The organism is Rickettsia felis URRWXCal2, assembly GCA_000012145.1.
GTDB classification, from domain to species: domain Bacteria; phylum Pseudomonadota; class Alphaproteobacteria; order Rickettsiales; family Rickettsiaceae; genus Rickettsia; species Rickettsia felis.
The window spans coordinates 788,937-803,722 of the sequence record CP000053.1 but is presented as its reverse complement, the minus strand read 5'-3'; the positions used below and the strand labels follow the sequence as shown (position 1 = coordinate 803,722).

Sequence of the window (14,786 nt, the reverse complement as noted above, 5' to 3'; positions counted from 1 at the left end):
TTTACTATTGTAAATTTCCTCCAATGACGTTTAATGCAGCAATTTATAAAAATCGGAAGCTAAATAAAGCGATCCGGTTATTATAATATTTGCTTTATTATCACCGTTTATCTTCTTTATATTACTAATCGCTTCTTCGAGTGAGTCGCTTTCGCTAAAATCAATCCCGCTCTTTCTGCCTTCCAAATTTATTGTTTCTGCACTATGGCTTAGTGGTTCGGATAAAACTTTAACACCGTAACCTTTAATTGTCAAACCCTTAAAGTAGGAGCAAAACTCCTCGATATTCCTATTTTTAGTCATACCGAGTATTAAATATATCGGTGATTTTAAGTTATCACGAATCCAATTTGTCAAAACTTGAGCTCCGCTATTATTATGAGCTGCATCTACCCAAATTTGAACATTATCACCTATTAATTTAGAATATTTTTTCGGCTCTATTTTTTCGATTCTAGCCCGCCAAATAGTATTTTGCAGTCCTTTAGAGATAATTTCGTTGCTAATATTAAATTGTTTATTTATCAAACTTATTAAAGCAATAACGCTTGCAGCATTTATTAATTGATGATCACCAAGTAGCGAAGGAGTCGGAAACTCATAACTAAAATTTCGTGATGAATAAATAAATCCGTTGCCCGTCTTTTTAATACCGAAATCATATTCATAACAAAAACTCGGTACCTCTAACTCTTCAGCCTTTGTAAATAATGTTTCATAAACTTCCAAAGCTTGCACACTTATAACACAAGGAATGCGAGACTTCATGATACCCGCTTTCTCAACTGCTATTAGGGGTAATGTATTACCGAGCCTATCCATATGATCATATGAAATAGGTGTAATTAAGGTAATTAGAGGCTGCTCGATTATATTTGTTGCGTCTAACCGACCGCCTAGTCCCGTCTCTAAAATTAATATATCGGCTTTTGTTTTCTCAAATGCTACAAATGCTGCTGCCGTAGTACCTTCAAAGAAGCTAGGTTCGATATTAAATTTTTCGCTTGCTACCCTAACCTCCTCACAAACCTGCCATAATTCATTATCCGAGATTTTCTCGCCTGCTATTACGATTCGTTCATTAAATTCTAATAAATGAGGAGATGTATAGCAATGTACCTTATAACCGGCAAGCGTAAAGATGCTTTTAAGCATAGCACTGCTTGAACCTTTACCGTTTGTACCTGCTATATGTATGACGGGAGGAAGCCTTAAATGAGGGTTACCTAAGGCTTTTAAAAGTCTTGTTATATTTTCAAGATCATATTTAATATTATTTTTCCAGGTCGGCACCGGAAAATGCGGCATTAGCATTGTTATTGATTTTTTTCATGAATTATAGTTAGGATCAATGTCATTCCTAGCTAAAAGCGGGAATCCAGTAAAACCTACTATGTCACCCCATGGCTTGACCACGGGGTCCACAGAAAAAAATTAACAAAGACTGGATACCGCAATCAAGTCGTGGTATGACACTAAATGTTACTGGATTCCCGCTTTCGCGGGAATGACATCGAAACTTTAGATCAACTGTTTTTAGGCAATACAGAAGTTCATCGAGTTTTTGGTTTTACTACATTGATAAGTCCGATTAATAAGCCCGATTAATAAGTCTGATTTAATTATTCCAGGTATTATAAAAGGTAATACACCACCGTAAAATGCACTGCTTGGTCCTAAAAGTTTAGAAAGCCACATCCAGCCAAAACTCATAATAATTATATTACCGATCAAACATAAAGATATCTGATTTAACCATTTATTAGAAGTAAAAATTTTATCTTTTAAGCTAGCCATAATATATACGGCAATTACAAAACCCGCTAGATATCCTGCGGTAGGACCGAATAATATTCGTAACCCGCTCGAAAACTCTCCAAACACAGGGATTCCCATTGCTCCAAGAGTTATGTAAGATAGTATAGTTAAAGGTGCTGTAGTCTTATTATATGTAAGTCCGATGAACATCACTGCAACGGTTTGCAATGAAATAAATATAGGCTTCATAGGTATTAATATTTGTGAACAAATAGTAAGTAATGCCACTCCTAAAACTATTTCTATTGCTTGCCTTTTGGTTAACGGTAGTGAGATTGAATTAAGTTGCATAAAATTACTTCATAATTTATTTTTAAGTAATTACACTAAATAGAATTATATAATGTTCTTGTCAATAATATAAAAATGAAAATAAAAATTTATAATGATTTAGGAGTTTCAAAAGAAAGTATTAAGCATTGCGTGCATAACTTAAAACTTTATGCTCCAAAGTATGAGGTAGATTATATTACTGCACAAGACATTATAGGCGGAAAGTGGGTTCAAAACACCTTATTACTTATTTTACTCGGTGGAAGAGATTTATACTATGTACAAAAATTGTAAGGCAAAGGAAATGATAATATAAAAAATTATTTAAAAAATGGCGGTAATTTTCTTGGAATATGTGCCGGTAGTTATTATAGCGGCAATTATTTAGAATTTGCTAAAGGAACAAATATAGAGGTTATAGGTGAAAGAGAATTATAGATTTTCAATGGAACGGTTAGAGGACCATTGCTTGCTCCTTACTACTATAATTCAAATAAAGGAGCAAGAGCCGCTTACCTAAAAATAAATCCAACACTTAATTTAAATATTAAGGATTGTTATGCTTTTTATAATGGCGGTGGATATTTTGTTGATGCAGAAAATACTAAAAATACTGAAATAATAGCAAGTTATGAAGATAATAAGCCTGCACTCATAAAAAATCAATCTCTTAATAATATTCGTAAAATACTAAAAGCTTATGATACGGAAAGAATCAAATTATTAAATTATATATTAGACTTCTTCATAAACTCGCTTATAGAGAGGAATTTGTAGGAAACACGCAGCACAGCACCGCAGCGTACATAGAAGTACGTGAGGATGCGAGCAGCGGATTGACGCACAAATTACCTCTAGAAGTAGAGTTTATGAAGAAGTCTATTCAAAAATCTAAATCTGTATAATAGCTTGGAGGGGTAAAGCCAGGGATTCTATCTTGTAATAATAACCTAAAAGCCGGTCTTGATTTAATTAATGAATACCAATGTTTGATAAGCGTCCATTTATCCCAATAAATCTCACCGAAATAATCGAGTACCGATAAGTGACAGCTTGCGGCAATATCGGCAATAGTTAGTGAATCCGATACAAGATAACTTCTTTTTTCTAGTAAAGAAGTTATATATTCTAAGTGATAATTTAAATTATTTTTTGCAGCACGTAAAAACTCGGTTCGTGGACTGCTCATTTTAGCAATTGATCTTATAACTTTTTCATCGATAATAATCTTAGTAACTTCACGATAAAATTTATCGTTAAACCAAAAGAATAATCGTCTAATTTCGCAACAAATATCAATATCTTCATCTAAAAAATTAAAATTCGGATATTTGCTATTAAGATATTCAACAAAAGGATAAATACCTACCACAAATAAGCCGTATGATTCTTCTAAAATAGGCAATGTTCCAGCAGGATTTATTTTTAAGAAATCTTTATTGAATTGCCAATAATCTTCTTTAATCGTAGTAAATTCTATATCTAATTCTTTTAAGAAGACACGAGCTTGTCTTGAAAGAGGACAAATAGGATAATGATATAACTTTTTCATTAAATTTGTGTCATAGTAAGTTCTAGGTCATCTAATGGTTTGACAGAGGTTGTTGCATAACACATTTATGTCATTCCCACGTAGCATTGTTGCGTGGATCGGTAAATGCTCTTTTGTCATTCCTAGCTAAAAACGGAAATCCAGAAAAAAGTATAAATACAGCAAATTTTTAAAATTAAAAGCTCGATTTATCTCGCTTTATGCTGGATTCCTGCTTTCGCAGGAATGACATCGGTATCCACGCAGGCAATCCCACGCAGAAATGACATAGTATGCTTTTTGAGCCGTACGGGCAACAGCAGCCAAGCCACGGGATAACAATAAGGTCTATAAGCCGGATTCTGTATGAATATAAATTCATTGCAGTTATTTATCTAGGATAAACGTTACCGTTTACCTCAAGCGATCTACCCGCATTACAAGCCGGCTAGAGATAACCCGGGAACTTGATAAGTTCTGTAACGCCTATTTGATCTTGCTCTTGGTGGGGTTTACCATGCGTAATTTGTTACCAACTTACCGGTACGCTCTTACCGTACCTTTTCACCCTTACCGAATATACTCGATGAACTTCAAAAATTGGCTACGTCGTTCTACAAGTACTACGGTACTCACGTATTAAGTATACGCTCCGTTCCTCGTCTTGTGAACTCCTTGCTCTTTTTGAAGTTGATCTTCATATTCGGCGGTATATTTTCTGTGGTACTTTCCCTAAAGTAATAATACTCTGCCGGATGTTAACCGGCACCATACCTCTATAGAGTCCGGACTTTCCTCGTGATTATATCATCACGCAACTGCACGACCGTTTAGAATTATGGTCAATTTTCTTAAATTAGTCAATAACATTTAGAAAAAGGTCAATTAACTTATTAAGTTCTGTGAAAGTTTCTAATTGATTTGCTATTTTGAGATATTTTTTAGCAAAAATTAATAAGATTTTTTTTGAAAATTTGACTTTTGTACACGGAATATAATTAAATTAGTAAGTATAATAACAAATTTAAAATTTCAACTATTTTATTAAAGATATTCTTAATTTAACATTGCTACTATTTTTTTCATACTGTATAAATATGTATTTAATGCTTCTAAACACATAAATTGTTAGCAAATTTTGATATATGATATGAAAAAATTAATTTATTATTTTGGCAGTAATGGTAGTGACGGAAACGCTAGCATGAAGAATGTACTTGGTAATAAAGGTGCCGGTCTTGCTGAAATGTCTAATCTAAAACTACCTATTCCTGATGGTTTTACAATAACTACAGAGCTATGTAATTACTTTTATACCCACAATAATAACTTTCCTAAAAATTTTCAAAACGACTTAAAAAAAGCTATCACCGAACTTGAAATAACTACCGGTAAAATTTTCGGTAGTACAAGCAATCCCCTATTATTATCGGTGCGTTCGGGTTCTACGGTTTCAATGCCTGGAATGATGGATACTATCCTTAATCTTGGAATGAATAACGAAGTGTGCAATGCTCTTACGGATTCCTGTGGTGATAAACGATTTGCTCTTGATAGTTACAAAAGATTTCTAGAAATGTATGGTACAACGGTATTATCTATACCTAGTGATCTATTTGAACAAATTTACGAAAAGCACAAGATACAAGCCGATATTCATAAAGATAGCGATATTACCGTAGAATTATTAGAAAAAATTATTGATGATTTCAAATGGTTGCATATTAAGTATACTAAGCAACTAATTAATGATCCTTATGAACAGTTAGAATCGGCAATTAAAGCGGTGCTACATTCTTGGATGAGTAATAGAGCGGTTATATATAGAAAAATCAATAATATTTCGGAGGGTTTCGGTACGGCTATTAATATCCAAGCAATGGTTTTTGGTAATTTAGGTAAAACTTCAGCTACGGGAGTTGCTTTTACTAGATCACCTTCTACAGGAGAAAAAAAGCTCTTTGGAGAGTTTTTAATAAATGCTCAAGGTGAAGACATAGTATCGGGAACTAGAACACCTATGCCTATTATTGCAAATGATTCAAATTCTATGCAAGCAATGATGCCGGAAGTGTTTAAGGAATTATCACAAATTGCAAAAAAGCTTGAAGAGCATTACTTAGATATGCAGGATATAGAATTTACTATAGAAAATAATAAGCTATATATCTTACAAACACGTACTGCAAAAAGAACAGCCATCGCTGCTATTAATATTGCCGTACAAATGGTAGAAGAAAAGCTTATTTCTAAAGAACAAGCCTTAATGCGAATCGATCCGGAATCATTAAATCAATTATTACATACAAGAATTGATTACAGTAAGGGGCTTACTTCTATTGCTGAGGGTCTACCTGCTTCTCCTGGGGCTGCAACAGGTATTGCGGTATTCTCACCTTATGATGCCGAAAAATTATCTCATCATCATAAAGTAATTTTAGTACGCCATGATACTAGCCCTGAGGATATTAACGGAATGCATGTTTCTTCAGGTATTTTAACTATTAGAGGGGGAATGACTTCACATGCCGCAGTTGTGGCAAGAGGTATGGGGAAGCCTTGTGTTTGCGGTACAAGTAATTTATCTATAGATGAGAAAAAGCAAATATTAACAGCAGGAGACATAGTTATTAAACAAGGTGATATTATAACGATTGACGGAGGTAGCGGCAAAATCTTCTTAGGTGAAATGCCGTTAATTCAACCTACTTTCAGTGAGGAATCAAAATTAATTTTAGATTGGGCAGACGAGATTAGTAGCTTAAAAGTTCGTGCAAATGCCGAAACAGTTAACGATGCTTTAGTATCTATAAAATTTGGGGCTCAAGGTATAGGTTTGTGTCGTAGCGAACATATGTTTTTTGATAAAAATAAAATTCCTTTAGTAAGGGAAATGATTATTGCTCCTGATATAGAACGTAGAAAGCTTGCTGTGCAGAAATTATTACCTCTGCAAATGGAGGATTTTAAAGCTTTATTCAGAGTAATGAAAGATAAACCGGTAAATATTAGATTACTTGATCCGCCGTTACATGAGTTTTTACCTACTACCGAAGAAGATAAAAAGAATTTGGCAAATAGCTTAAATCTACCGTTATCCATGATTAATCAACGTCTTCATGCTATGCACGAAGTAAATCCTATGCTCGGTCACCGTGGATGTAGACTTGGTATATGTTCACCGGAAATTTACCAAATGCAAATTGAAGCAATTTTTACGGCTATTTTTGAGCTACATAAAAAAGAACATATAGAATGTAACTTAGAACTAATGATGCCATTAATTAGCAATGTAGGTGAAATAAAAAAGCTTAAAATGGATATTTATGAGGTAATAGAGGAATTAGAGCAACGTTATAGATATAAATTTTCTTTTATGCTCGGTACTATGATAGAACTACCAAGGGCAGCACTCGGCAGTAAGAAAATAGCTAAGGAAGTTGACTATTTTAGTTTTGGGACTAATGATTTAACTCAAACTACATATGGAATTTCTAGAGACGACATTGCATCTTTCCTCCCATATTACTTAGAAGAGAAGATTTTTGAATCCGATCCATTTACTACTCTAGATGAAGAAGGTGTAGGAGAATTAATTGAAATTGCTTTAAAACGAGGAAAAAGCAGTAATGCTAATTTAAAGTTAGGTGCTTGCGGGGAGCATGCAGGCAATCCTGCATCTATAGAATTTTTCCATAGAATGAATTTAAACTATGTTTCTTGCTCTCCATACCGTATTCCTATAGCAAGAATTGCCTCCGCACAAGCTAAGATTAAACATGGGTGATAATGCTATAGATTGCCCATGTGAATATCTGCATCGTCATTGCGAGGAAAAACTGTAAGTTTTGACGAAGCAATCCAGTTAAAAATGCTAATTTTAGCACTTTTTTAATTATTTTTACTGGATTGCCACGTCGCTTCGCTCCTCGCAATGACGGTGACGGTTCGGGTATCCATGACCAAAAAATTATTTACAAATTAATATGATCATAATACCGATATTAAGCCTTTTTGGGTTTTCGTCTTTTTTTGCCAAATATTTCAAAACAAAATTGACTTTCACTATTCCCGTAACAATCAGCATATTAGTACCGATTTTATATTGTTTTGCTATGTTAAAGCTATTACCGGCTGCAACATATGTAAGTTATTTCCTCGGTATATTTTTAGTTCTCAGGTCCTTCCCCTCTTTTATATTATCTTCCCCCTTCATGTCATCCTCGCCCTTTATGTCATTCCCGCGAAAGCGGGAATCCAGAAAAAATATAATTGAAATCCTCGTATTTACTTTATTGATTCTTTTATTTTTTCTTTATACAAGAGAGGCATCGCTGCATGCTTATGATGATTTTTCACACTGGGGGATATTTACTAAAGAATTGCTATATTTCGGTGTTTTTGAAAGTCAAAACTCGTTAACTTCGATTATTACTACTCATGCACATTATCCTAGAGGTGCTGCCGTCTATCACTACTTTATGCTTTCACTTTCAGGTTATTCGGACGGTAACGTATTATTTGCACATTTCTTATTACATTTAGCATTTCTAGCTCCTTTAGCAGCAAATAAGAAATTATGGCAAACCGGAATGTTATTTTCGCTTTTACTTTGCAGCGTAGTATTATATACGACTGGAATTCGCTCAATATATAATGATAGTACTATCGGCTTGATGTACGGAGCTATTTTTACGATTTATATACTTGAGGAAGACAAGAAAAAAGCATTATTGCTTATTTTACCTATTACGATATTGCTTGCACTTTTCCGAGAAATTGGAACATGGTTTGCAAGTTTTGCTTCAATAATTCTTATAGCTCATTATACAATTTTCTATAAAAAACCTAAAAAATCAAGTGATTATATTGTATATCTGATACTACTTACCTTACCAATTTTGTGTAATTTTATTTGGAAGAGTTATTTTAAAAATACTCATGATTTTTTTGACAGAGGCGAACATAGTTTTAGCAATTTAGTATATATTGTTGAAAATTTCAATGACCGGCATAGATCATTATTACTAAATTACGGCAAATTTCTTCTGTTATTCCTAGTAAAGGAAGGGAGTTTAGTTGTATATACTATTTGTATAGCGGCATGGTACGGAATTCGTAAATATAAACCAGATTTGCTGAAAGAATATAAATTTTTCCTGATAAGTATTTTTGCTTGTTTTATAATTTTTGCTTTGTGGCGGTTATATTTATATTTCTTTAACTTTAGTTATGAAGAGGCAATTAGAGGAGCATCGTTACTTAGATATCTCGGATGTTATGTTATAGCTATCGGAATGATTGCAGCTGCATATGTTAAAAGCAGTATTTTCTTAAATAAGCAAAGTAATAAAGAGCTATTTATATTCCTTCTTCTTCTTGCTGTTTCTACATTCTCTGTAACAAAAAATATATTGAGAATCAAGCATTTAAGTTCAGAACAGAAGAATTTTATCCGGCAAACGACAGAAGTTAAAAAGCTATTGGAACAAGGCAATAAAGTTGAATTTAATTTTAGCGGTAAGAAAGATAATTTACAATGTTATGTGTTAAATTATAATCTAGCACCGTATTTAGATAAAAAATATTTACAAGAATGTATAAAAACCCCTAAAGAAGCGACGATAGAAACAGAGGAAGAAACAGTATACGCTCCTTTAAAATAGAGCCGAATTGCGTGGATACCCGAACACCGTCATTGCGAGAAGAATTACAAAGTAATTCGACGAAGCAATCTCAGAAGTTTATCATTATTTCATGAGATTGCCGCGTCGTTGCTAACGCAACTCCTCGCAATGACGACTTTTCAATATAGATTTTAATAATAATGGATATAAAATATAATTTAGCTGCCGCTTACCGAATAATGGCATATTTATCATTGGATGACCATACCATCTATCGGCAAGACCTGAAAATGCCGATTTTTACTATATTTATCCTTTTGGACTAAGGTTTGAAGAAGTAACTACGGAGAATCTTTTAAAAGTTAGTTTAGATGGAAAAATTTTAGAAGGGGAAGAATATCAATATAATAAAACCGGTTACTTTATTCATGGTAGTATTTATAAAGCACGCCCTGATATTTCTGCCGTTTTTCATTATCATACTCCCGCAAGCATAGCAGTTTCTGCTTTAAAATGCGGGCTTTTACCGCTCAGTCAATGGGCATTACATTTTTACGACAGAATATCATATCACGATTATAATTCTCTAGTGCTAGATGCTGACAAGCAAAGTAGTAGGCTCGTTAATGACCTTAAGCAAAATTACGTGATGTTACTTCGTAATCACGGTGCTATTACCTGCGGCAAAACTATTCATGAAGCTATGTTTTATACTTACCATTTAGAACAAGCTTGTAAAACGCAATGTTTGCTAAATTCTACAAAAGAACAAGAGCTTATAATCCCTTCCATAGAAATATGTACCCAGACAGTAAAAGACTTATTATCATTTGAAGAAGATTTAGGCAAACGTGATTGGGAAGCTTGGCTACGACTTGTAAAGATGTAATCACAACACTACTATCCCGGCAGCTTTACTTGCTTGTTTTAAGGATTTATCAAGGGTTGCTATTGGTAACCCACAGCGTAATGCTAACTCTAAATAGCTAGCATCATAAAGTGTTAATCCATACTGCAACGCTAAATCCATTGTTTCAAACCATGTGTGCTCTAGGGTTATTTGATCAACTTTGATGTAAATATCTTTTAAAGTATAAATTGCCTGGTGGCGTTGATTGGAAGTAAGACGTTTTGCACGCTCTGCACATAATAATACATTTCCAATCTCAAGTCCCCAAATAGAAGGGACGATCGTTCCTTCCGTTATGGTTTTATCTAGTATATCCAAGCTTGCTACTTCATCCGGCATAAGCCATGATAAAGCTATTGAAGAATCTAAAACAAAAGAGACCATTTTTTACTTTTTACCCTCATTTCTGTAATTTAGCCATACTTCTAAATCCGATGGTTGTAAATTAATTTCTTTTGCAAGTTTCCGAAGTCTAAGAGCTGCAATGTTTGCAATCTCAATATTATTATGAGAATCAATAGGAACAATTTTTGCAGCAGCTTTACCTCTTTTAGTAATTAAAATTTCTTCGCCTTTACTAGCACGGTCTAATAACTTAGAAAAATGTGTTTTAGCATCAAAGGCTGTAATTGCGTTTTTCATATAATTAACTAGTTAATTAACTAGTTAATTATAACATATTTTAAATTCAAATGTCAAAAACTTTAGGCTGTGTGAAGGAAAATTAAATTATTGATATTTTTAGATATTTTTGAGCGAAAATTAATAAGATTTTTGAAGGAATAGTTATTCTTATTTCAAAAAAATCTTATAATTTGTAGCCAAAAAGAACAAAAATAGATTAAATTAATTTTCTTTCACACAGCCTAATGCCGACAACCGCTACCGTGAATATGTGGAGGATGGAGTTTGATATGCTTTAGCATCTTTTTAAGGAGTGTATCACGCTTAAGTTTTGATACATAATCTAGGAAAGTTTTGCCGTTTAAATAATCTATTTCATGCTGAATTACAGTTGCTAAAAAGCCTTCTGCTTCTAGCTCTTGCTTATTACCGTTATAATCAAGATATTTTACCTTGATTGCTTTTGATCGTGTAATAGATGCTTCAATGCCTGGAAATGATAAAGAACCCTCAATAAAAGTTTGTTTTTCTTCCGAAAAATAAGTTATTTCCGGATTAATAAAAACTATAGGCGATGATTTATTATTTTCATGTAGGTCAACTACCGCTATACGCTTTAATATTCCTACCATATTAGCACCGAGGCCCACTGCCCTTTCTATATTTAAAGTCTGAAGCATTTTATCGACAATAGTACGAATATTATCATCAACAATGTCTATATATTCTGCTTGTTTTTTAAAAATATCGTTTGGTGCATAAACTATTTGATAGTAATGTTTCTCTTGATTCATTAATATACTCCGGATAAATGAAGAGTTATTTTTGCATTGCTAAATAAAGATAGATATCGTCATTGCGAGGAAAAACTGCAAGTTTTGACTAAGCAATCTTGTGCCAAAGTCCTGAGATTGCCGTGCTCCTTTTAGTCGCTCGCAATGACGTAGCCTTATTTAACAATACTGTTATTTAATTACGATAGCTGATAATATATTCTGATTATAAGGTTCTTGCAAATGATATGAGCGTCTTTTACTTGGATATTTTAATGGGTTTTTATAAGTATCTTCAGCAATATTTTTTATATCTTTAACGCTTGCTTCTTTAAGTTTTAACTCTACAAAAGCCGGTAAATCAAACATATAATGATTTTCTTTTATTGAGTTTATAAAAAACTGTTTATTGTTAATATCCTTACTTAAGAAAGCTTTATAATATTCATCATCAACTTCATATGAACTTTGAGCTATAGCAGGACCTATCACTGCTATTAAATTCTTTGCTCCTTTTTCTATCATTTTAGTAACTATATTACTAATAATATTATTTATACTTCCTTTCCAACCCGCATGTGCCGCTCCGATTATTTTACCGTCGCCGCTTGCAAGTAATACCGGTACACAATCTGCCGATTGTACCGCTAATACTAAATTTTTCTTAGTTGTAATGCTTCCATCTGCTTCAGGTACTGCTATTATGGACTCATCAGCATTAACAATTTGATTGCTATGTACTTGGTTTAAAATTAAAATATCTTGTGCTTTAAAATAAGTAGTAATAGATTTTTTGTTTTCAACTATTTCTGTTTCATTTATAGAGTTATTTTTTTTTATATATCTATGACTTGAATTATTGAATGTTTTATCAAAAATTTTATAATAAACTGATCCGTTTATTAATCCTTTCATGAAAATACCCCATATTAATTATAATAGTTTTATTAATACTTTATCCGGTCGTTTACAAAAAAATAAACAGCTAGAAAAAATAATAGCACAATTTCATCAAGACTATAACCTAATCCCTATTATCGGCGTAGAAATAGAGTTTTATTTAAGTCACAATATTGATATAGCTAAATTTGAAATACATTCAAGAAAATACTTAGCTAGATTTAAAATTTCTAAAATAAAAAAAGAAAAAGGCAATAATCAATTTGAAATAGATCTTCCTCCTTCTGTAAACCTAATACAATATATAAAAAATATATTAGAGGTTAAAACTATTTTAAAAAAAATGGCACAGCAGTTAAACGGTTATATAGATTTTTCTCCTAAGCCGTTTTTGGATGATTATGGTAATAGTATGCATTTTCATATTAATTTTAATTCCGAGTTTAATGATTATTATATAATTTTAGCAGCACAAGGGTTATGTCACTATATGTTAGACACCCTGCTTGCTTTTATGCCGACTACTCTAGATTATTCACGGATAAATAAAAAATTTATGGCTCCTACGCATATATCATACGGTGGAAATAATAGAAGCGTAGCCGTACGAACTCCAAATTCTTTTCCAAAACGTTTAGAACATCGCTTATCTTCTCCCGAAACCGATCCATATATAGCAATTTTTACTATTTTAAAGTCAATATTGTTGGCTTTAAAATCTCCAAGTTCGCTCCAAAAAATAGAAAAGATTTACGGGAACGCTTTCGATCCACAATATAATTTAACTCCATTACCTACATCATCTCAGGATAGCTTTATGTTATTTAAACCGGACTTTTTTAAATAAATTGTATTTTGTTCACAAAACTTAAAAACTAAAAAATAATTGTTTTTTTACAACTAAAATAAAGATTGATATAAAGTTTTAAATATAAAACTGCCGAAATTGTTTCAATTAATTATTTTATTTTTGTAAAACTAAATACTTATGAAATGCTTTAAGCCGCACTTCACTCTATATTTTCATAATTTTTCATTAGATAATTAAATTCCGCACCATAGATAAATATCATATTTATAATATAGAAGAATATTAATGTAACTATTATACTACCAAGGGAACCATACATTAGATTTAGTTGATTATAATAGACTATATATGTTGAAAGCAAATAGCCGCTTATTACCCATAATATCACAGTTAATAAAGCCCCTGGAAATACATCAATAAAATTTAGTTTTACATTAGGTAATATATAATACAAAGATGAGGCACCTAAAAATAATAAAATTAAAATTAAAGAATATCTTATAAAATTTAAAATGATCTTATATTTTTCAATAGTCTCTAATATTATCGGAATTTTTGTAAATAATATTGGAATTACCACTAAGAGAAACATAGTAAAGGTAATCAAGGCACTAATTATAAGAAACTGTATAATACTAAGTAATCTTCTTCTTATATAAGGGGGGGGAGATTTTATTTGATATACACGATTTAAAATAGTCCTTAAACATTCTACAAAAGAAGAAGCAGTCCAAATACTGCCTACTATGGCAAGATTCATTAAACTTTGAGGAGGAGCACTTAGTAATTCTCGTATTCTTTTTTCTATTGATTCCGTTGCTTGTTCCGGAAGACTCTCTAGAAAAATTTGTATAAAATTTTGACCAAGTTCTGAAGCTCCTAAAAAGCTTGTTAAAGCTAATAAGAATACTAGGAAAGGGAAAATAGATAAAAGTATCATGAATGACATATATCCCGAATGTTCAACGCCATCATCTTCTATTGTTCTAAATAAGGCTACGTAAAGACAATTAAAAATTTTTCTCATTATAAGCTTTAGTTGTTATTATTAATTTTATATTTAACCTTAAATAAGTTCGCTGTAAATAATTAATTTATAATTAAAATGAAACTATATTTTATCTTTGATTTGAAATATTGATATAGAAATGAAATTTTCCCTTGCATTAGTTTTATATTTTTCTATAATACACCAAAATTTTTTTTATAAATTGTAATTTATACCTCAGTAAATAAGTTTTTAAAACATAAGATATTCATATTTTATCTTTAAAATAATTTTAAAGCTCTTATGATATTTTTATTTGATAAGAAATAATTTTACACGATTCTTTAATAATTATTTACCAAATGATTACAAAAAACTTAAAAAATGTTATTTTATAGTTGCTTATAATATTAATTTATGGTATCATTTCTACTTACAATTGGATAAGTTTAATGGTATAAAATTATTAATAACCACATGTTTTATAATAATATAGGATAATATCATTTTTGTTCAAAGAAAATTTTTAAA

12 protein-coding genes, 1 other RNA gene and 3 pseudogenes are annotated in these 14,786 nt (G+C 31.8%); 6 read left to right on the top strand and 10 right to left on the bottom strand.

From position 1 onward, the window contains the following. Positions 1-30: 30 nt before the first annotated feature. Positions 31-1,314 (bottom strand): folylpolyglutamate synthase/dihydrofolate synthase family protein, encoded by a 1,284-nt coding sequence (locus RF_RS03955; RefSeq protein ID WP_011271070.1) that lies wholly within the window; start codon positions 1,312-1,314, stop codon positions 31-33. A gap of 222 nt (positions 1,315-1,536) precedes the next feature. Further along, positions 1,537-2,109 (bottom strand): biotin transporter BioY, encoded by a 573-nt coding sequence (locus tag RF_RS03950; RefSeq protein ID WP_011271069.1) that lies wholly within the window; start codon positions 2,107-2,109, stop codon positions 1,537-1,539. A 75-nt stretch (positions 2,110-2,184) separates the two neighbouring features. Here RF_RS03950 and RF_RS03945 point away from each other — a divergent pair. Next, a pseudogene (locus tag RF_RS03945) lies at positions 2,185-2,868 on the top strand (BPL-N domain-containing protein). Continuing rightward, a pseudogene (locus RF_RS08960) lies at positions 2,811-2,987 on the top strand (palindromic element RPE1 domain-containing protein); the annotation flags it as partial. The pseudogenes RF_RS03945 and RF_RS08960, both read left to right, overlap by 58 nt. Here RF_RS08960 and RF_RS03940 read toward each other — a convergent pair. Next, positions 2,975-3,643 (bottom strand): glutathione S-transferase family protein, encoded by a 669-nt coding sequence (locus RF_RS03940; RefSeq protein ID WP_011271066.1) that lies wholly within the window; start codon positions 3,641-3,643, stop codon positions 2,975-2,977. The pseudogene RF_RS08960 and the gene RF_RS03940 overlap by 13 nt on opposite strands. Before the next feature lie 314 nt (positions 3,644-3,957). Then, an RNA gene (gene rnpB / locus RF_RS08245) (RNase P RNA component class A) lies at positions 3,958-4,456 on the bottom strand. A 316-nt stretch (positions 4,457-4,772) separates the two neighbouring features. Here rnpB and ppdK point away from each other — a divergent pair. Next, positions 4,773-7,409 carry a pyruvate, phosphate dikinase gene (gene ppdK, locus RF_RS03935; protein ID WP_011271065.1) on the top strand — a complete coding sequence of 879 codons (2,637 nt, stop codon included), beginning with the start codon at positions 4,773-4,775 and terminating at the stop codon, positions 7,407-7,409. A 183-nt stretch (positions 7,410-7,592) separates the two neighbouring features. On the opposite strand, the gene RF_RS11420 is transcribed toward ppdK, so the two are convergent. After that, positions 7,593-7,709: a pyruvate phosphate dikinase gene (locus tag RF_RS11420; RefSeq protein ID WP_318248848.1), complete on the bottom strand. Its 117-nt coding sequence runs from the start codon at positions 7,707-7,709 to the stop codon at positions 7,593-7,595. 28 nt (positions 7,710-7,737) lie between these two features. Here RF_RS11420 and RF_RS03930 point away from each other — a divergent pair, with 28 nt between their 5' ends. Continuing rightward, the gene (locus tag RF_RS03930; RefSeq protein ID WP_318248847.1) at positions 7,738-9,288 is read left to right on the top strand and encodes a hypothetical protein; all 1,551 of its coding nucleotides are present in this window, start codon (positions 7,738-7,740) and stop codon (positions 9,286-9,288) included. A 161-nt stretch (positions 9,289-9,449) separates the two neighbouring features. Next, positions 9,450-10,138 (top strand): annotated as a pseudogene (locus RF_RS03925) (class II aldolase/adducin family protein). On the opposite strand, the gene RF_RS03920 reads toward RF_RS03925, so the two are convergent. From RF_RS03920 to pgeF, 4 genes are all read right to left on the bottom strand, one after another. Next, positions 10,139-10,543 carry a type II toxin-antitoxin system VapC family toxin gene (locus RF_RS03920; RefSeq protein ID WP_011271062.1) on the bottom strand — a complete coding sequence of 135 codons (405 nt, stop codon included), beginning with the start codon at positions 10,541-10,543 and terminating at the stop codon, positions 10,139-10,141. A 3-nt stretch (positions 10,544-10,546) separates the two neighbouring features. Next, the gene (locus RF_RS03915; protein ID WP_011271061.1) at positions 10,547-10,801 is read right to left on the bottom strand and encodes a type II toxin-antitoxin system Phd/YefM family antitoxin; all 255 of its coding nucleotides are present in this window, start codon (positions 10,799-10,801) and stop codon (positions 10,547-10,549) included. Positions 10,802-11,025: 224 nt separating this feature from the next. After that, positions 11,026-11,577, bottom strand: coding sequence for a peptide deformylase (gene def / locus RF_RS03910; protein WP_011271060.1), 552 nt, complete (start codon positions 11,575-11,577; stop codon positions 11,026-11,028). A 171-nt stretch (positions 11,578-11,748) separates the two neighbouring features. Then, positions 11,749-12,471, bottom strand: coding sequence for a peptidoglycan editing factor PgeF (gene pgeF / locus RF_RS03905; protein ID WP_011271059.1), 723 nt, complete (start codon positions 12,469-12,471; stop codon positions 11,749-11,751). Between pgeF and RF_RS03900 the strand changes: the two genes are divergently transcribed. Beyond that, the gene (locus tag RF_RS03900) at positions 12,470-13,303 is read left to right on the top strand and encodes a type I glutamate--ammonia ligase (protein WP_011271058.1); all 834 of its coding nucleotides are present in this window, start codon (positions 12,470-12,472) and stop codon (positions 13,301-13,303) included. The genes pgeF and RF_RS03900 overlap by 2 nt on opposite strands. A 163-nt stretch (positions 13,304-13,466) precedes the next feature. On the opposite strand, the gene RF_RS03895 is transcribed toward RF_RS03900, so the two are convergent. Beyond that, entirely contained in the window at positions 13,467-14,294 is an 828-nt protein-coding gene (locus tag RF_RS03895) for a YihY/virulence factor BrkB family protein (protein WP_011271057.1), read from the bottom strand. Positions 14,295-14,786: the final 492 nt, after the last annotated feature.